This window comes from Sphingobium phenoxybenzoativorans, from assembly GCF_018286635.1.
Lineage (GTDB): Bacteria > Pseudomonadota > Alphaproteobacteria > Sphingomonadales > Sphingomonadaceae > Sphingobium > Sphingobium phenoxybenzoativorans.
Genome location: NZ_CP073910.1, coordinates 3,115,035 through 3,133,046, shown reverse-complemented (window position 1 = coordinate 3,133,046; position 18,012 = coordinate 3,115,035). Strand labels below are relative to the sequence as shown.

The window sequence follows — 18,012 nt, the reverse complement described above, 5'->3', positions numbered from 1 at the left end:
GCATCCGGTCAACTCGGCTAGGGCGCGGGCATGAGTCAGACCCTTGCGCCTTATGCCTGTCAGCCGGAACGGACGCGTGGGCGTTTGCATGCCGAACCGGGCGGCGAAACGCGGGGGCCACGGGATGCCTTTCAGCGTGACAGGGACCGGATCATCCATTCGATCGCCTTCCGAAGGTTGCGGCACAAGACCCAGGTCTTTGTCGCGCCGGATGGCGACCATTATCGCGTCCGCCTGACCCATAGCCTGGAGGTGGCGCAGATCGGGCGCACCATCGCGCGGGCGCTTGGGCTTAACGAGGATCTGACCGAGGCGCTGTGCCTGGCCCATGACATTGGTCATCCGCCTTTCGGACATGCCGGAGAGGATGCATTGGAAGCCGCGATGGAGGGGCAGGGCGGGTTCGACCATAATGCCCATACGCTGCGCGTGCTGATGCTGCTGGAATCGCCCTATCCGCGTTGGCCGGGGCTGAACCTGACATGGGATATGCTGGAGGGGCTGGCCAAGCATAATGGACCGGTCGACAATCCGGGATGGGCGATGCGGGAACTGGATGCGCTGTTCCCGCTGGAACTCGGCCACTGGCCCAGCCTGGAGGCGCAGGTGGCGGCGATCTCCGACGATATCGCCTATGACAATCATGATATCGATGACGGGTTGCGGGCGGGATTGCTGACGCTCGACCAGATATTGGAAGTCCCGATGGTTGCGGCGTGCTGGGACCGGGTCCAGGCGCGTCATCCCGGCGTGGCACCCGAACGGCTGCTCCGGGAACTGGTGCGGGACCAGATTGGCGGGATGGTCAATGACGTCATAGAAACCACGCGCAAGGCGATAACGGACGCGGGCGTGCGGGACGTGGCCGATGTGCGCAGCGCGGGTAAGGCATTGTCGGGATTCTCGCCCGGCCTCGCCGAGGATGAGCGCGTGTTGAAGCGCTTCATGTATGCGACGCTCTATCATCATCCCGAACAGCTTGCCGCGGCGGAAAAAGCCCGGCGCATAGTCAGCGATCTGTTTGCCGCCTACCGCTCCGACCCCGGCCTGATGACCGAAAACTGGTCCGGTCAGTGCAGCGTGGCGGAACCGGCGCGCAGCCGCCATATCGCCGATTACATCGCCGGGATGACCGACCGTTTCGCGCAGAAGCGGCATGAGGAGATTTTCGGCAGGGCGATCGCCGACACGGTGGATTGACGCCGCGAAGTCTTTGCGCGATGCAGCAAGAGTCTCCGGTTCGAGGATTCGATCCGGTCATGACGCGGGAGAGCGTAGCGGGGTTTCGGCCTTGCTGCCGCCGAAGGAGCAACCGCCCCGGAATCTCTCAGGCCCGAAGGACCGCGTCATGGGCAGGCACTCTGGAAAGCGGGCGGCCGCAAGACCGCCCCACCGAAGGGGTAAGCTGTGTGGAATGTTCCACCGGTCAAAGCTCTCAGGTTTCCGTGACAGAGGGGGTGATGGCGCGAAAGGGGCGGTGAGTGTCCACGTGCCGTCGCTTGACGTCCCCTTGTTACCGGAAGGCCAGATCCTTGAGCATATCCACAGACGATGTAGCAGAGTTTGAAGCGGAGATTCCGTTGGGCAAGCTGCCGCTCGATGCCTGGCATCGCGCGCAGGGCGGGCGGATGGTCGGTTTCGCAGGCTATGAAATGCCCATCCAATATGAAGGCATCATGGCCGAACATGCGTGGACCCGCGAACATGCGGGGCTGTTCGATGTCAGCCATATGGGCCAGCTCAGCTTCACCGGAGAGGGCGCGGATGCGGCCCTCGAAGCCCTGCTCCCCGGAGACATCACCGGCCTGAAAACCTTCCGCCAGCGTTATTCGCTGCTGCTGGATGAGGATGGCGGGATTCTGGACGACCTGATGGTCAGCAGGCGGCCGGACGACATCTATATGGTCGTCAACGGTGCCACAAAATATGACGATATCGGCTGGATCATCGAGCATCTGCCCGATGAAATCACCATGAACCATATGGATGATCAGGCGCTACTGGCGCTGCAGGGGCCGGAAGCTGGCGCTGCATTGGCGAGCCTGATCCCCGGCACGGCCGATCTGTTTTTCATGCAGTGCGGCCCCTTTAGCTGGGATGGCGTCGACCTGTGGGTCAGCCGGTCGGGCTATACGGGCGAGGACGGGTTCGAGATCAGCCTGCCGGGCGATGCCGCGGTGCGGTTCGCGGACGCGCTTTGCGCGCTGGACGCGGTGAAGCCGATCGGCCTTGGCGCGCGGGATTCGCTGCGGCTGGAGGCCGGTCTGCCGCTTTATGGCCATGACATCGATACGCAGGCCGGGCCGATTGGCGCTGACCTGGGTTTCGCCGTTCCCAAGAAGCGCCGGGAGGCTGGCGGCTTCTTCGGGCATGCGCGCATCGTGCGGGAGCTTGCCGAGGGCGCGCCCTCGCGCCGGGTCGGCCTGGCGATAGAAGGACGGTTGCCTGCGCGTGAGGGCGCCGTGATCCTGGCGGGCGGCAAGCCGGCCGGCAAGGTGACATCAGGCGGATTCGCGCCCACGGTCGGCGCGCCGATCGCCATGGGCTGGGTTGATGCCGGGCATGCCGCTATCGGCACCGCGCTGGAGATCGAGGTGCGGGGCAAGCGCCTTGCGGCCACGGTCGCGCCGATGCCGTTCGTTCCCCACCGCTATCATCGTCAAAAGATTTAACAGGGAGTATCTCATGAGCCGCTACTTCACCGACGAACATGAATGGATCGACGTAGAGGGCGAGATCGCCACCGTCGGGATTACGGATTATGCGCAGGAGCAGCTTGGCGACATCGTGTTCGTCGAGTTGCCTGCCGAGGGCGCTACCTTTGAGAAGGGCGACGATGCCGCCGTCGTCGAGTCCGTCAAGGCCGCTTCGGACGTCTATGCGCCTATCTCCGGCGAGGTTGTCGAGTCGAACGGCGCTCTGGAGGATGAGCCTGCCCTGGTGAACAGCGACCCGGAGGAGGATGGCTGGTTCTTCAAGCTGCGCATCACCGACGCCTCCGAGCTTGAGGGACTGATGAACGAGAAAGCCTACAAGGCATTCGTCGCCGGTTTGTGATTTAAGAAAAGCCCCTCCCTGAACAGGGAGGAGGGAGATCCATGAATGCGTTACCTTCCCCTGACCGATATTGACCGGAGCGCGATGCTCGATGTGGTCGGCGCGTCCTCCATTGACGACCTGTTCGTCGATGTCCCTGCCGAGGCGCGGCTGTCCGCCAAGATTGCCGGCCTGCCAGACCATGCCAGCGAACTGGCGGTCGAACGGCATATGGGGAAGCTGGCGCGGCAGAATCTGTCGGCCGGGGATGCGCCCTTCTTCCTGGGGGCCGGGGCGTACCGGCACCATGTGCCGGCGAGTGTCGATCATCTGATCCAGCGCGGCGAGTTCCTGACGGCCTACACGCCCTATCAGCCGGAAATCGCGCAAGGGACGCTACAGGTTCTGTTCGAATTTCAGACGCAGGTGGCGCGGCTGTTCGGGTGCGATGTCGCCAATGCGTCAATGTATGACGGGTCGACGGCGTGCTGGGAAGCGATCGGCATGGCGCGGCGGATCACCAAGCGGGGCAAGGCGCTGCTGTCGAACGGACTGCACCCGCATTACGTCTCGGTCGCCAGAACGATGGCCAAATTCACCGGCGATGATCTGGTCTATCGCACGCCCGAATGCGACGGGGAAAGCGACGGTGTAGAGCTTTTGCGCGAGATTGACCGCGATACGAGTTGTGTGGTGGTGCAGTACCCCGACATATTGGGCCGGATCAGTGATTTATCGAGCATTGCTGAGAAAGCGCATGAAGCCGGAGCACTGCTGATTGTGGTGGTTACCGAACCGGTTGCGTTGGGCGCTTTGAAATCGCCCGGAGAGATGGGCGCGGATATCGTTGTGGGCGAAGGACAGTCGATCGGCGTCGGCCTGCAATTTGGCGGTCCGTATCTTGGCCTGTTCGCCTGCAAGAGCAAATATGTGCGGCAAATGCCGGGACGGCTGTGCGGGGAGACGGTCGATGCCGCGGGCCAGCGCGGGTTCGTGCTGACGCTTTCGACCCGTGAGCAGCATATCCGCCGCGAGAAGGCGACATCGAACATCTGCACCAATAGCGGCCTGTGTGCGCTGGCCTTCTCCATCCACATGACCTTGCTGGGCGAGGCGGGGCTGCGCGAACTGGCGGAGATCAACCACGCCAGGGCATGCGAGGCGGCGGACATATTGTCGGCGGTGCCGGGGGTCAGGCTCCTCAATGAGAGCTTTTTTAACGAGTTCACGCTGGTCCTGAGCAAGGATGCGCGGGAAGTGGCGCGCACCTTGGCGGAGCGCGGCATATTGGGCGGCGTGTCGCTTGGGCGGTTGATGCCAGACGCGCCGGAACTGGCCAATGGCCTGATCGTCGCGGTGACGGAGATGACGACCAGCGAGGATATCCGGGCGCTGGCCGATGCGCTGAAGGAGGTGCTGGCATGACCATGTTGAAGGAAGGCCGCCCGACCGCGCCGGCGCATGTGAACAAGGAACATCCCGATCCCGCCACGGCGACCCGCAACCGGGCGCTGATGCTGGAGGAGCCGCTGATCTTCGAGATCGGGTCGACGGAGACGACGGGCGTCGACTTCACCCCGGTCGACAAGCCAGCGTCGCGCCTTGGCGGGCTGGAGCGCAAGCGGTCCATTGGCCTACCGGGCCTGTCCGAGCAGGAGACAGTGCGGCACTATACGCGCCTCTCGCGGCAGAATTACGCCATCGATCTTGGCCTGTTCCCGCTCGGCTCCTGCACGATGAAGCATAATCCGCGCCTGAACGAGAAGGTGGCGCGGATGCCGGGCTTCGCGGACATCCATCCGCTCGCCCCGGTGGCGACGGTGCAGGGCGCGCTGGCGGTGATCCATGAACTGGCCGAATGGCTTAAGACGCTGACCGGCATGGCGGCGGTGGCGATGAGCCCGAAGGCCGGCGCGCATGGCGAACTGTGCGGCCTGCTGGCGATCCGTGCGGCTCTGGAGGCGCGGGGCGATGCGCGGTCGGTGATCCTGGTGCCGGAAAGCGCGCATGGGACGAACCCGGCAACGGCGGCCTTCTGCGGCTACAAGGTCGAGGATATTCCGGCAACGCCGGACGGGCGCGTCGATCTGGCGGCGCTGAAGGCGCGGCTGGGACCGGATGTGGCGGCGGTGATGATCACCAATCCTAACACATGCGGCCTGTTCGAGCGCGACATGAAGGCGATTTCGGACGCCGTGCATGCGGCGGGCGCGTTGGTCTATTGCGATGGCGCGAACTTCAACGCCATTGTCGGCCGGGTGCGGCCCGGCGACCTGGGCGTCGACGCCATGCACATCAACCTGCACAAGACCTTCTCCACCCCGCATGGCGGCGGCGGTCCCGGCTCCGGTCCGGTCGTGCTGTCCGAGGCGCTGGCGCCCTATGCGCCCTTGCCGTTCGTCGAGAAACTGCCGGACGGCAGCTTCGCGCTGGTCGAGGAGGAGACGGCGGGCGAACATCATGCGGGCAGCTTCGGCCGCATGGTCGCCTTCCACGGGCAGATGGGCATGTTCACCCGCGCGCTGACCTATATCCTGAGCCATGGCGCGGATGGGCTGCGGCAGGTGTCGGGCGATGCGGTGCTGAACGCCAATTATATCCTGCGCAGCCTGGACGGCGTGCTGGATGCGCCGTTCGGTGGCAGCGGGCCGTGCATGCATGAGGCGCTGTTCAGCGACAAGGGACTGGCCGAGGGCTTCACCACGCTCGACATCGCCAAGGGCCTGATCGACGAAGGCTTCCACCCGATGACCATGTATTTCCCGCTGGTGGTGCATGGCGCGATGCTGATCGAGCCGACCGAGACGGAGAGCAAGGCGGCGCTGGACCAGTTCATCATGGCGCTGCGCTCGCTGGCCGAACGGGCCAAGGCAGGCGACGAGGCATTGAAGGGCGCGCCCTATCATGCGCCCCGGCGGCGGCTGGACGAGACGCTGGCGGCGCGCAAGCCGGTGCTGGTGTGGATCGAGGAGGCTCTGGCGGAAGCAGCGGAGTGAGCGAGGCATCTGGCCCCTGGGTGCCGGCTATGGCGGAAACAGGGGCCGGGAGCGAAGCGGACAAGCGCTACGCGCCCGCGACGCTGCGTAACCGGGACGCCATTGTCGAGGTGTTGCGGGCGATATTGCCCGATCGCGGCCTGGTGCTGGAAGTCGCCAGCGGCAGCGGCGAGCATGCGGTGCATTTCGCCCGCGCTTTCCCGGCATTGGACTGGCAGCCGAGCGATCCTGACCCGGCTGCGCTTGCCTCCATTGCGGCGTGGAGCGGGGAGGCGGGGCTGTCGAATCTGCGGTCGCCCCTCAAGATCGATGCTTCTACCGGAATTTGGCAAGTGGATCGCGCGGACGCCGTGCTTTGCATCAACATGATTCATATAAGCCCCTGGGCTGCGACCGCCGGGTTGATGCGAGGCGCAGGCGCTGTCTTGCCGCCCGGAGGGGTTCTGTATCTCTATGGCCCCTTTATCAGAACCGGCGTGCCGACAGCGCCGAGCAATATGGATTTCGACCAGTCATTGCGGGAGCGCGATCCGGCGTGGGGACTTCGCGATCTGGATGCAGTGATTGGGATTGCGACAGAGGCCGGGCTGGCGTGCGTGACGGTTGTGGACATGCCCGCAAATAATCTGTCGGTCATGTTCCGGCGCAAATGACGGATTTTATTGGTTTAGAGATTGGCAGCTCCTCAGGAGCCTGCCGGATTATTTCCTCTTTTTCTTAACGGCGCTCTTAGCCTTGGTCGTTGGCTTGCCCGCGCTTTCGCTGCACGGCCAGGCCTTGCGCGTTGCGGCGAAGACCTGGGAGGAGGCGGATTTGGCGCGGTCGATGGGGTTGTTGCCCAGATATTTGACCGTGACATCCTTGAGCTGGCTGATCGTCACGTCCGGCGGGATGCAGCTCTTGAGATTATTGGCCTCTCGCGTGGTGTTGAACGCATCGACGGCGCCAGTGACATAAGCGACGCATTCATAGGTCTTTTCGACATAGGTCTTGCTCTCGCGCTCCACCGTGCAGATCTCGTAAAGGTCGTTGCCGCTGTAGAAACCGGCGCTGGCGGCTGTCGCGAAAAGCCCGAATGCGGCCGCGCCGCCAAGATAGCCCCATGTCCGCAACGTCATCCCGAATCCTTCCAGCCTGCGCCAGCGACAATTGGGACAAGCGGCGCGCGCGTCAATGATTGCCGTCCGTCAGGCTTGAACGAGGGGAAGCGGCTGTCCGGCGCGTTCAGGGCTTAGGTGCGTCGGGGCGCGCGTCCGGGAGCGCGGTCGCGGTGACGACCATGCGTTTCAGGAGGATAGGCTTCCCGTCGGCCGTGACCGAGATTGTGCGGACGGCGGCGGGCTTTCCGGCATTCGCCCCGGCGGCGTTGACGACGACCAGCGCTGTCGTGACGCCCAGCGCGGCGAGGGTGTAGAAAAGATATTTCATGCCTGACTCATCCCGTTCATGTTCCGATGAAGAGCGGAATAGGGATTGTCTGTCGCAGAGATGTGCCGATTGGCGTCGGCAATTGTCAGAAAGTGTAACAGCGCCGGTGCATGGAGCCTCAGACAGATGAGGCGTCCGCGGCTTCCCTGATCCGCTTTGTGCGGACATGCTCGCGCCATGCGATGTAGAGGCCGCTCGCAATGATCAGCGCGCCGCCCATGAAAGTGGTGGGCAGGGGCCACTGGTTCCAGATCAGCCAGCCGAAAGCCGTCGCCCACAATATTGCGCTATAATCCATCGGCAGCACGACCGAGACCGGCGCCCATCGTAGCGCGCCGGTCAGGAAAAGCTGCGAAATCCCGCCGAACATGCCCATCAGAGCCAGCAACATCCATGTCACGCCATCATGGGGCTGGGCGAAGAAAAGCATCCCTATGCTGAGAGGCGGCATGGAAAGCAGGGTGAACCAGAAAACCGTGACGGCGGCGCCCTCCGTCCGGCCGAGTTCCCGCAGCAGGATAGCGATCACGGCGGTCACGATCGCAGCGCTGAGCGCCACGGCGACGCCCATGAGCGGGAAATGGCCGGCGTCCGGCCGCACCATGATGAGCACGCCGACAAAACCCAGGATCACAGCGCTCCAGCGGTGAATGCCGGTCATCTCGCGCAGCAGCAGGGCGGAGAGGATCGTGCCGAAGATCGGCATGGTGAAGCCGATCGTGGTCGCTTCCGTCAGGGGCAGCAGGATATAGGAGCTGAAGTTCAGCGCCATGCCGATCAGGCCGAGCGCCATGCGGCTGAAATGCGTGCCGATCCGCCGGGTGCGGATAGCGCCTGCGCCCTCCGCGAACATGATCCAGCCGAATACGAAGGGCAGGGCAAGCGCCTGCCGGTAGAACAGGGATTCGGCGAGGTGGACTCCGCGGGTGTCGAGCAGCTTCACCAGCGCGAACATGATGGAAATGGAAAACATCGCCGCCAGACGCAGGCCGATGGCGAAAAACGGGCGCTCCTCCCGCACGGGCGGCGCGGGAGGAGCGGGCATGGTTTCCGATGTCATGGACGGCATTTCCATGCCGCCGCTTTAGACCGATCGGCGCTGTGCGCAACCAATGGCCGCGCCGGAAAGCCTTATTTCGGCTTCACGAACTTCAGCGTCATCCGGTCGCTTTCGCCAATGGCGAGATATTTCGCGCGGTCGGGATCGGCTTCTCCGGTCGTGAGCGTCGGGGGCAGGGTCCATACGCCCTTCGCCCAGTCGGCCGAGTCCTTCGGATTGGCGTTGATCTCCGACGCTTCGACGAAGGTGAAGCCCGCGCCCGCCGCCAACGCCTTGATCGTCGAGACCTTGAGATAACCGCTGCTCTTTTCCAGCGCGGAATCGCGATCTTCGGGCAGGCGATGGTCGACGATGCCCAGCGTGCCGCCGGGCTTCAACAGGCCGTAAAAAGCCTTGAACGTCGCGTCCGCCGTGCCGTTCATCACCATATTGTGGACATTGCGGAAGGTCAGGAGCGTGTCCACGCTGCCCGCCGGAATGCTGCCCGTGGTGTCGGGCCAGGGGATCAGCTTGACCTTGCCATAGGTCGCGGCGTCAGCGTCCATCTTCGCCTTCAGCGTGTCGAAGCCCCTGCCGCTGGCCTGGGCCTCATAGAGCGTGCCCTTGTCCTTCAGCAGCGGAGCGAGGATTTCCGTGTACCAGCCGCCGCCGCCGGGGGAATATTCGACGACCGTCTGGCCCGGTTTCACGCCGAAAAAGGTCAGCGTTTCAACAGGATGGCGATATTTGTCGCGGGCGGTGTTGGCGGGCGTGCGGCTCGGCGCGGCGGCTGCGGCGGCAATCGGGCTGGACGCGGCCGCTTCCTTCTTCGCAAAGGCGCCGGACAGGGGGATGGCGACAATAGCCGTCAATGCGGCGGCGCTTGCAAGCGCATGGGGGATACGCATAGGGGGAGGCTCCTCTCGGTTGGCGGGGGGAGTGTGGAGAATGGTCCCAGCCGATGCAAGCGACCTTTGCCATTCTTGGCGCGGCGGCCGTCGGCCTTGCTGCGCTGGCGCATGTGGCGGACCGGCGCAGACTGGCCCGGCATGACCCGGACAAGGTGGGGTTCATGCCCTGGCCGGCGCTGTCGCTGATCGGCACGGCGGGCGCGATGTTCCTGTTCGCGCTGGCGTTGCTGGCGCGGTAGGCGGCCGGGCTGAGGTTGCCGCCGAAATATGGGCGATAATCGGCCGAATTTGCGGAAGTTGCGGGTTGTGAGCGGTTTTCGCCCGGAAGTCGCATGTAGGTCGCGCAAAAGTCGCATGTTGGTCTCATGTACGTCTCACTTGCGTCGCATGCAGGTCTCATCTGAGTCCCATGTGCGTCGCATGTGCGTCTCACATGCGTCTCATCCACGTCGCACTTGAGTCTCATCTGCGTCTCACCAGAGTCGCATGTAGGTCTCAGGCAAGTCTCGCTTGGGTCGCATCCTGCTATTGACCGGATCATTGACATGGCGGCTTGCGCGGCAAGCGCGGGATACTGTTCCATGTGGAGAAGTAGAGCATGGCTCCCGGCGTGTAGGACAGGGATTAGGCGTCGCTACGGCGGTTCGACATGGCAGGCTGAAATATGCAGCCGGTTTCGACCAAAAGTGCAAAGTCCCACTCTGCTATTGGCCGTCATCCCGGCGAAAGCCGGGACCCATATCTCCCCCTTGCCGTCTGCCTGCCGAAGGCGGGATGGGTCCCGGCTTTCGCCGGGATGACGAATAACAGTGCCATCTTTCGACCACTTCCGGTCGTCCAAACCGGATATTTGCCGACCCGAAAGCCGCCGCGCATGCAGCCTTGTCTAACATCATCTGAATTTAACCAGTGTGATCACATGGTGACGCTTCCGCACAATAGAGAGCGTGTATGATCCTGAGATATCGCCCCGCCCGCATGATTTGGGCTGCAGGAATCACTGCAACCGCTGCTGTAGCTTGTGGCTGGTTCGGATTGCATGTTCCGGTGCCGCATCACGGGGGACGTTATTCGCTTATGTATGGCTTGTTGGGCCATAATGGCATGACGGCTTTTTTCTTAATCGCTACAGCTATTCTGATCTACTTAGCGCTCAAGCTCGTTCTTCCAATTGCTTCGGGCTATGTGGTTGCCGAGAGCAACGAGGTTGGCGTTCGACTGCGCACTGCCGGACATCCCATAGCGCTGAAGTGGAACGAAATTCATTCGATCGAGCGGAAAGAGATCGGCACAAGGCACAAGGTTCCAATTGTGGTGCTGCACCACGAGCCAAAAAAGGCGGGGATCCTCGGCAGCAAGCGCACTAGCACCCTAGTCCCGGAACTTCTGACGGTCGATGAAGACGTTTTTGAGAATTGGCTAGGGCAGGTCCAGGCTCGAATTCGGCAATCGTAGCGGAGTGGCAGTTTATCCTATCGAACGACCGATTTTCATCGTTCGCAACCAATTGCGGCCGTTCCCTTAACCACCCTTTTCGTCATCCCCGCGCCGTCATCCCCGCGCAGGCGGGGACCCACGGGCCTTGGGCATGCAAGGCGTAAGAAGGGGAGATGGGTTCCCGCCTGCGCGGGAATGACGAGCGTTGGGGCGGCGCGTAATGCTTTTCCGCATTCCACCCCTTCGTCATCCCGCACGTGATGCGGGATCTATTGGCTCCGCCCTGGCGTGAATGCACAAGCACGTACGCTCATGGATCCCCGGATCACGTCCGGGATGACGGCAGTGTATTGCGGTGAGCAATGGCAGCTATCCACCCTTATCGTCATGCCGGGCTTGACCCGGCATCCATTGGCTCTGCTGCAGAGCATTCACGCATCGATTGAGGCTTATCGATCCCGGATCAAGTCCGGGATGGCGAAATTAGGCTAACCACCAACTCCGTCGCTATGACGGGGAATGGCGGTCCGGGACGTGCCCTTACAGGCACGCCTCAAGGAATGGCTGGTCGAAGCCGTACTGCCGCGCCTTGTCCAGCGTGTAGGGGCGCAGGCCCATCGCGCGATATTCGCCGATGATCTTGCCGTCGGCATCTTCCTCCAGATATTCGAACTTGAACAGTTCCTGGGTGACGATGACGTCGCCTTCCATGCCGATGACCTCGGTAATGTTGGTCACGCGGCGCGAACCGTCGCGCAGGCGCTTCACCTGAACGATCAGGTCGACCGAGTCGGCGATCTGCTTGGAAATGGCTTCCTTGGGGATCTTGATGTCGCCCATCAGGATCATGTTTTCCATACGGCCCAGACATTCGCGCGGGGAGTTGGAGTGAAGCGTACACATGGAGCCGTCATGGCCCGTGTTCATCGCCGCCAGAAGGTCGAAACACTCCGCGCCACGAATTTCGCCCAGGATGATGCGGTCAGGGCGCATACGCAGGGCGTTCTTGACAAGATCGCCGATGGTGATCGCGCCTTGCCCTTCCAGGTTCGCCGGACGGGTTTCGAGCGGCAGCCAGTGCGGCTGCTGCAGGCGGAGTTCGGCCGCGTCCTCAATGGTCAGCACGCGCTCGCCCGGATCGATCATCTTCGACAGGGCGTTGAGCATCGTGGTCTTGCCCGAACCCGTACCGCCGGAGATGACGATGTTCATGCGGCAGGCGCCGGCGATCTTCAGCGCGGTCGCCATCTTCGGGCTCATCGCGCCCCATCCCGCCAGCATGTCGATGGTGATCGGCTTGGCGGAGAATTTACGGATGGAGATGGCGGTGCCGCGCAGCGAGAGCGGCGGCACGATGACGTTCACACGAGAGCCGTCGGGCAGGCGGGCGTCGGCAAGCGGCGTCGTCTGGTCGACGCGGCGGCCGACCTTGTTCACGATCCGCTGGGCGATCTGGAACAGATGCTCCTCGTCCCGGAACTGGATCGGCGCGATCTGCAGCTTGCCCTTCTTTTCGATGTAGGTCTGTTCCGGGCCGTTGACCATGATATCGGAGATGTCCGGATCGTTGATCAGCTCCTCAAGCGGACCGAGACCGAGAAGCTCGTCGACCAGCACCTTTTCCAGCGCGAACTGTTCGCGGCGGTTGAGGGTGAGTTTCAGCTCCGCCAGCACTTCCATGATGATCGGGCGAAATTCCTCCGCCAGCTCATCCTTGGTCAGCGTGGCCGCGGCTTCCGGGTCGACTCGCTCCAGAAGGCGGGGGAGCACCTGCTCCTTGATCTTGTGGACCGACGCCTCAAAGCCTTCAGGCGCGCTGGAGGCGGTATGGTCGGTGTTGGCGCGATCGGTAAGGCGCGCCATCGCATCGGCATTGCGCTGCATCGCCGCGGTCGGCGCGGACAGCGGGTCCGCTGCGGCGGGAAGGGCCTCCGGCTCGATCGGCGGGAACTGTTCGCCACCGCGCGCTTCCACCTCACGGCTGCCCGCCGGTCCCTGCATGGGCCGTGCGACGCCAAAAGCGGGTCGAATACCGCTGGGTCCGTTTTTCCGTCCGAAAGCGCTCATAGGTCTCCGCCGATATGTTCGGGCTCTAGGTGCCAACAAGATATGGCTGAAAAAGGTGAATAAGACGGAAACTTTGACAAAAGGATAATGCAGCGCCTCATAGTCAGGCGGTTCGTCGCAAGGATGCTGACAAAGGCATGCGCGAACGGGGCAGCGCGGCGGAGCCGGGGCGGCGCCCGAAGGCGAGGAGCGCCAGGGCGGCCATGGCGAGCAGGCTGACGATTGCGCCTGCACTCTCCTGCCAGATGCGCACGCGCTCCAGCCGGTAATGGCCGGGCTGCGCCTGAAAGCTGATGAGGGGACCGGTCGAGGCGACCTCATGCCCGTCCCGCGTCACGCGCCAGATCGGGAAGGCGAAGCGCCGGAAGGATGCAGGCCCCGCCTGTTGCACGTCCATTTCCATCGCCCTAGGCAGCGTGCGATAGGGGGTGAGGTCGGCCAACCTGTCCTTTTCCATCACGGCGGACATGGGAAAGCCGGCGGGGAGATATTCAACGGCGTCCGGCATGGACCGGGCCATCTGCGCATAGTCGACGTCGCGGGTCATGTAGACGCCCGCCTGCGCGCCCGCATAGATATAGGGCGGCATCAGCAGGGCCGCGCCGATCCCGGCGATCCATATGTTCGCCCGCCCGGCCATGAGCGAGGTGATCGCGGCAAATTCGGCGATGCACATCAGCCGCCAGGGGAACTGGGCCTTGTCCAGCGGCGGCATGTCCCAGAGATAGGGGATGAGGTTCAGCCCGGCGATGCAGGCCAGGAGCGTTATGCCGGTCCAGATCGACCGCGTGGCGAAGGACAGCACAGCGGTTGCGAGCGCGATGCAGGGCACGATCGCGAAATACATGGTCCCGACCGTCCAGGTGGAGGGCCGGTAGCGGCCGCCCCAGAGCAGGGCGGAGGAAATCCGATCCTGAAGCGTGAGCGCGGGGAGCAGGTAGAAGGCCGCGAGGCCGATGGCGAGCGCGCCCGCGATCACCGCAGGCCACAGGATCGTCCGGTCCTGCCAGTAGCGATGGGCGACGAGCGGCGCGATCAGGAACAGGCCGGTCAGCATGGCGACGGGCAGATGGGTGATGCTGAGGCCGCCATAGGACAGGGCGAGCAGGACTATGCCGCGCCGTTCCGGCAGGCGGGAAATGCCCAGCGCGATCAGCGGCAGCGAGATGAACGCCCCCAGCTCCGCCAGCGCGCCGCGGGTGTAGAAATCCAGGAGATGATAGGGGAGAACCATATAGAGCAGCGCGCCGGTCAGCGGCCGCGTGCCCCGTGCGGCCAGCCAGATATGCATCGTGACGCCGGACAGGAAAATCAGCGTCAGTCCCGTGATATTGATCGCCTGGAGCGTTGTCGCGCCCAGCGCGTCGATGCCGCCCGCAATCCAGTAGACAAGGGGCGGGTAGAAATAGAAAGCGGGGCTTCCCAGACCTTCGAAACTGCCGGGGAGCCAGCGGGGATAGAGATCGCCTTGCGCCATCGCCTCGCCAAACTGGCGGATCCAGACGAAATTATAGCTGGCCGAGTGCGTTTCCCCCGGCCCGAACAGGAAGCTGGGCAGCATCGCCGCCACGGCGGCCAGCGCCAGGACGATATAGGGATGGACGGAGCGCAGGCGGTTCATGTCAGGCCGTCGCCGGCGTCAGAGGGTGGCGGCGGCGGGCGGGCAGTCCCGGCAGACGGCCAAGACCGGCGAGCAGGGCTAGCAGCGCGGCGGCGAGGGTGCAGAGTGCGCCGGCGGCTTCCTGCCAGATCATGACGCGCTCCACGCGATAGAGGCCAGGCTGCGCGGCAAAGGTAATGACGGGGCCGGTGGAGGGCACCTCCCGCCCATCGCGCGTCACGCGCCAGATGGGGAAGGCGGCGCGATGCAGCGATACGCTGCCCGCCTGTTTCACTTCGATCTCAGGCCCTTTGGGCAAGTCGCGATATTGGCTGAGATTGGCGATGCGCCCCTCGCCGATCAGCGCGCGGTCGAACCCTGCGGGCAGATATTCGGCCGCATCGGGCATCTGCCGCGCCATTTTCGCATAGTCGACCGGCCGGTCCATATTGGCGATCGCGACGCCGGTGACGTAGATATAGGGGGGGATCAGCAGCGCCGCCGCGATCCCGGCGCGGACGATGCTGGGATAATAGCTCATGAGCGCCGTCACCGCCGCAAACTCCACGATGCTAAGCAGTCGCCACGGGAATTGCGCGCGGCCGAGCGGCGGGATGTCCCAGAGGAAGGGGATGAGGTTAAGCGCCGCCATGCCGCCCGCGACCACGATCACCGCCCAGACCGAGCGGGTTGGCCAGGCGAGAGCCGCCAGCGCCAGCGCGATGCAAGGCATCAGGCCGGGGCTGAGCGTCCAGATTGTCCAGGCGGCGGGCTGATAGCCGGGAGTCCAGAGCATCTGGGACGAAATGGCGTCCTGCAGCGTCAGGGCAGGAACGAGGTAGAAACCGGCGAGCGCGATGGCGAGCGCGCCTGCCGAGGCGGCGGAGAGCAGGATGGCACGATCCGGCCAGGCCCGCACGGCGACAAACGGCGTGATCAGGAAAAAGCCCGCCAGCATCGCCGTGGGCAGGTGGGTGATGAGCAGTCCGGCATAGGAGAGCGCAAGCAGTAACACGCCCCGCCGGTGCGGCAGGCGGTCAATGGCGAGGGCGATCAGAGGAATCCAGACGAAGGCGGCGAACTCCGCCAGCGCGCCGCGCACCCAGAAATCGAGCTGATGATAGGGGAGCAGCATATAGATGAGCGACCCCACCAGCGGGTGCGTCCCCCGGTGCGTCAGCCACATATGCATGGTGACGCCGGACGCGGCTAGAAGCAGGAACGCGCCCATATTGATCGCCTGAAGCGTGGACAGGCCAAGCGCATCGAGGCCGCCCGTCAGCCAATAGGCGAGCGGGGGATAGAAGAAGAAGGCGGGGCTGCCCAGGCCTTCGAAACTGTCCGGCAGCCAGCGGGGGTAGAGATCGCCCTGCTGCATCGCCGCGCCGAACTGGCTGGTCCAGATATAGTTGAAGCTGACGGAATGGGTCGCGCCGGGACCGTAGAGGAAGCTGGGCAGCATCACGACAAGCGCGAAAAGGGTCAGCAGGCCGTAATGAGGCCAGTGTTGAGGCCCGTATTGAGGAATCACCCCGCGGTTCATGCGCCTGTTTTTCCCCAGCCCCGGTAAATCTGCGAACAGGAGCCGGTTCATGTACGAAAATGGTGAATGGACCGTAAATTTCGGGTCGCTGGCGCGGCCGGAACCCCTCCGCCTTTTACCGGCTGTTAACCATTCTGACCGATAGATTACCCTTCATCCGGGACCTTTCCCGGTCAAGGACCCAAGGTACGCCGCATCATGCCGGAACGCACATCGCTGTCGATCGTGATTCCCGTGTTCAACGAACAGGAGTCGATCTCCCTGTTCCTCGACCATGCGCGGCCCGCAGTGGCAGAGGCTCTGGCCCTGATGGGACCGGGCGCACGGGCAGAATATCTGTTCGTCGACGATGGCAGCACCGACCGGACGGGGGATATCCTTGCCGTGCTGGCGCGCCTCAATCCCGATGTCCGCCATGTCTCGCTGTCGCGCAATTTCGGGAAGGAGGCGGCGCTGGCCGCCGGTATCGATCATGCGACCGGCGATGCGGTAATCCCCATCGATGTGGATCTGCAAGACCCGCCCGAAGTCATTGTCGCGCTGGTGAAGGAGTGGCTGGCGGGCGCGCAGGTCGTCAACGCGCGGCGCGCCGACCGGTCGAGCGATGGGTGGTTCAAGCGGTGGAGCGCCCATGCCTTCTACCGCGTCATCAACCGGCTATCCGATTTCCCGATCCCCGAAAATGTCGGCGACTTCCGCTTGCTGGACCGGCAGGCGGTGGACGTCATCAAGCAATTGGGCGAGCAGTCGCGCTTCACCAAGGGGCTGTTCTCCTGGATAGGCTTTCGCGTGGCGACGGTCGATTATGAGCGGGCGACGCGTGGTGCTGGCCAGACAAAGTGGCGGCTGCGCAAGCTGTGGGCGCTGGCGATTGACGGGATAACCTCCTCGACCACGATGCCGCTGCGCATCTGGTCCTATATTGGCGGCGCCATCGCCATGTGCGCCTTCGCCTATGCCTTCTTCCTGGTCGGGCTGACGATCTTCACCGGTAACAGTACGCCTGGTTACGCATCGATCATGGTGGTGACGCTGATGCTGGGCGGGCTCAACCTGCTGAGCCTTGGCATCATGGGGGAATATCTGGGCCGCGTGGCCCATGAGGTGAGAAGCAGGCCCATCTATGTGGTCGACCGTGAGATCGGTCAGGCCCCGGACGACGAGAGAGAGATAGAATGGATCGATCCGCGTATGCGAGCATGAGTGCGCAGGAGGCGGACCATTGGTGGTTCGTCGCCCGGCGCATGATCATCGATGAATTGATCCGCAGCCATGTGCCGCTGAAGGACGGCGCGCGGGTGCTGGAGGCGGGATGCGGCACTGGCGGCAATCTGGCGCTGCTGGCGGGTCATGGAACGCTGGATGCGTTCGAATATGATGGCGAGGCGCGGGGACTGGCGCAGGCGCAGGCGGATGCGCTGGGCATCGGGACGATCGCGGCGGGCGCGCTGCCGGATGGCATCGGCTTTGGCGATACGCGCTATGACATGATCGCGCTGCTCGACGTGCTGGAGCATGTGGACGAGGATGCGGCGTCGCTCTCCGCGCTTGGCGGGCGGCTGAACGATGACGGGCGGTTGCTGGTGACAGTGCCCGCCGCGCCATGGCTGTGGTCCGAGCATGACGAGCTGCATCATCACAAGCGGCGCTATACGCGCGCGGGGTTCTGCGCGGTGGCGGAGCAGGCGGGGTTGACCGTGCAGGCGGCGGGCTATTTCAACAGCCTGCTGTTCCCGGTGGCGGTGGTGCAGCGGATCGCACACCAGGTGCTGAAATCCAAGACGGCGCTGGACGCGCGGCCCTCGCCGATGGTGAACGGGCTGCTTCAGTCGATCTTCGCGGCGGAGCGGCATGTGCTGGGCAAGGTACCGTTTCCGGTGGGGCTGTCGCTGTACGCGGTGCTTTCCAGATAGGTTTATTTCCGTTCGGGCTGAGCGAAGTCGAAGCCTTCTACT

Annotated in this window: 17 protein-coding genes and 1 riboswitch; of the genes, 10 read left to right on the top strand and 7 right to left on the bottom strand. The window is 63.8% G+C overall.

Annotated features, from left to right (window positions below; genetic code table 11):
* Nucleotides 1–30 precede the first annotated feature (30 nt).
* The 6 genes from KFK14_RS15480 to KFK14_RS15455 all read left to right on the top strand — a co-directional run bounded on the left by KFK14_RS15480 (nucleotide 31) and on the right by KFK14_RS15455 (nucleotide 6,685).
* Nucleotides 31–1,200: a deoxyguanosinetriphosphate triphosphohydrolase gene (locus tag KFK14_RS15480; RefSeq protein WP_212608269.1), complete on the top strand. Its 1,170-nt coding sequence runs from the start codon at nucleotides 31–33 to the stop codon at nucleotides 1,198–1,200.
* 55 nt (nucleotides 1,201–1,255) lie between these two features.
* A riboswitch (glycine riboswitch) is annotated at nucleotides 1,256–1,354 on the top strand.
* A 184-nt stretch (nucleotides 1,355–1,538) separates the two neighbouring features.
* On the top strand, nucleotides 1,539–2,672 hold the full coding sequence (gene gcvT, locus KFK14_RS15475; RefSeq protein ID WP_212611177.1) for a glycine cleavage system aminomethyltransferase GcvT: 1,134 nt from the start codon (nucleotides 1,539–1,541) through the stop codon (nucleotides 2,670–2,672).
* Between the two features lie 13 nt (nucleotides 2,673–2,685).
* Nucleotides 2,686–3,057 carry a glycine cleavage system protein GcvH gene (gene gcvH, locus KFK14_RS15470; RefSeq protein ID WP_070155355.1) on the top strand — a complete coding sequence of 124 codons (372 nt, stop codon included), beginning with the start codon at nucleotides 2,686–2,688 and terminating at the stop codon, nucleotides 3,055–3,057.
* Between the two features lie 45 nt (nucleotides 3,058–3,102).
* Nucleotides 3,103–4,461 (top strand): aminomethyl-transferring glycine dehydrogenase subunit GcvPA, encoded by a 1,359-nt coding sequence (gene gcvPA / locus KFK14_RS15465; protein WP_070155358.1) that lies wholly within the window; start codon nucleotides 3,103–3,105, stop codon nucleotides 4,459–4,461.
* The gene (gcvPB, locus tag KFK14_RS15460) at nucleotides 4,458–6,032 is read left to right on the top strand and encodes an aminomethyl-transferring glycine dehydrogenase subunit GcvPB (protein WP_212608268.1); all 1,575 of its coding nucleotides are present in this window, start codon (nucleotides 4,458–4,460) and stop codon (nucleotides 6,030–6,032) included. The genes gcvPA and gcvPB overlap by 4 nt, the downstream gene beginning before the upstream one ends.
* Entirely contained in the window at nucleotides 6,029–6,685 is a 657-nt protein-coding gene (locus KFK14_RS15455; protein ID WP_425516624.1) for a DUF938 domain-containing protein, read from the top strand. Before gcvPB ends, KFK14_RS15455 begins: the two co-directional genes overlap by 4 nt.
* A 48-nt stretch (nucleotides 6,686–6,733) precedes the next feature.
* Here the strand turns inward: KFK14_RS15455 and KFK14_RS15450 are convergent, their stop codons facing one another.
* From KFK14_RS15450 to KFK14_RS15435, 4 genes are all read right to left on the bottom strand, one after another.
* A complete protein-coding gene (locus KFK14_RS15450) occupies nucleotides 6,734–7,150 on the bottom strand; it encodes a Rap1a/Tai family immunity protein (RefSeq protein WP_212608267.1) in 417 nt (138 codons plus the stop codon).
* Between the two features lie 106 nt (nucleotides 7,151–7,256).
* A complete protein-coding gene (locus KFK14_RS15445; protein ID WP_212608266.1) occupies nucleotides 7,257–7,460 on the bottom strand; it encodes a hypothetical protein in 204 nt (67 codons plus the stop codon).
* A 118-nt stretch (nucleotides 7,461–7,578) separates the two neighbouring features.
* Nucleotides 7,579–8,520 carry a DMT family transporter gene (locus KFK14_RS15440; protein WP_246524657.1) on the bottom strand — a complete coding sequence of 314 codons (942 nt, stop codon included), beginning with the start codon at nucleotides 8,518–8,520 and terminating at the stop codon, nucleotides 7,579–7,581.
* A gap of 71 nt (nucleotides 8,521–8,591) precedes the next feature.
* Nucleotides 8,592–9,407 carry a class I SAM-dependent methyltransferase gene (locus KFK14_RS15435; protein WP_212608265.1) on the bottom strand — a complete coding sequence of 272 codons (816 nt, stop codon included), beginning with the start codon at nucleotides 9,405–9,407 and terminating at the stop codon, nucleotides 8,592–8,594.
* 53 nt (nucleotides 9,408–9,460) lie between these two features.
* On the opposite strand from KFK14_RS15435, the gene KFK14_RS15430 reads away from it, so the two are divergent.
* Both KFK14_RS15430 and KFK14_RS15425 read left to right on the top strand, forming a co-directional pair.
* A complete protein-coding gene (locus KFK14_RS15430; RefSeq protein WP_070155370.1) occupies nucleotides 9,461–9,649 on the top strand; it encodes a hypothetical protein in 189 nt (62 codons plus the stop codon).
* Nucleotides 9,650–10,361: 712 nt separating this feature from the next.
* The gene (locus KFK14_RS15425) at nucleotides 10,362–10,865 is read left to right on the top strand and encodes a hypothetical protein (RefSeq protein WP_212608264.1); all 504 of its coding nucleotides are present in this window, start codon (nucleotides 10,362–10,364) and stop codon (nucleotides 10,863–10,865) included.
* Between the two features lie 522 nt (nucleotides 10,866–11,387).
* Here the strand turns inward: KFK14_RS15425 and KFK14_RS15420 are convergent.
* The 3 genes from KFK14_RS15420 to KFK14_RS15410 form a co-directional block, all read right to left on the bottom strand.
* Nucleotides 11,388–12,914, bottom strand: a complete 1,527-nt coding sequence (locus tag KFK14_RS15420; RefSeq protein WP_212608263.1) for a TadA family conjugal transfer-associated ATPase — start codon at nucleotides 12,912–12,914, stop codon at nucleotides 11,388–11,390.
* Between the two features lie 103 nt (nucleotides 12,915–13,017).
* On the bottom strand, nucleotides 13,018–14,535 hold the full coding sequence (locus KFK14_RS15415; RefSeq protein WP_212608262.1) for an integral membrane-like protein: 1,518 nt from the start codon (nucleotides 14,533–14,535) through the stop codon (nucleotides 13,018–13,020).
* A 1-nt stretch (nucleotide 14,536) separates the two neighbouring features.
* Nucleotides 14,537–16,057, bottom strand: a complete 1,521-nt coding sequence (locus KFK14_RS15410; RefSeq protein WP_212608261.1) for a glycosyltransferase family protein — start codon at nucleotides 16,055–16,057, stop codon at nucleotides 14,537–14,539.
* A gap of 198 nt (nucleotides 16,058–16,255) precedes the next feature.
* Here KFK14_RS15410 and KFK14_RS15405 point away from each other — a divergent pair, with 198 nt between their 5' ends.
* Both KFK14_RS15405 and KFK14_RS15400 read left to right on the top strand, forming a co-directional pair.
* The gene (locus tag KFK14_RS15405) at nucleotides 16,256–17,260 is read left to right on the top strand and encodes a glycosyltransferase family 2 protein (protein WP_212608260.1); all 1,005 of its coding nucleotides are present in this window, start codon (nucleotides 16,256–16,258) and stop codon (nucleotides 17,258–17,260) included.
* On the top strand, nucleotides 17,233–17,970 hold the full coding sequence (locus KFK14_RS15400) for a class I SAM-dependent methyltransferase (protein ID WP_212608259.1): 738 nt from the start codon (nucleotides 17,233–17,235) through the stop codon (nucleotides 17,968–17,970). The genes KFK14_RS15405 and KFK14_RS15400 overlap by 28 nt, the downstream gene beginning before the upstream one ends.
* Nucleotides 17,971–18,012 lie beyond the last annotated feature (42 nt).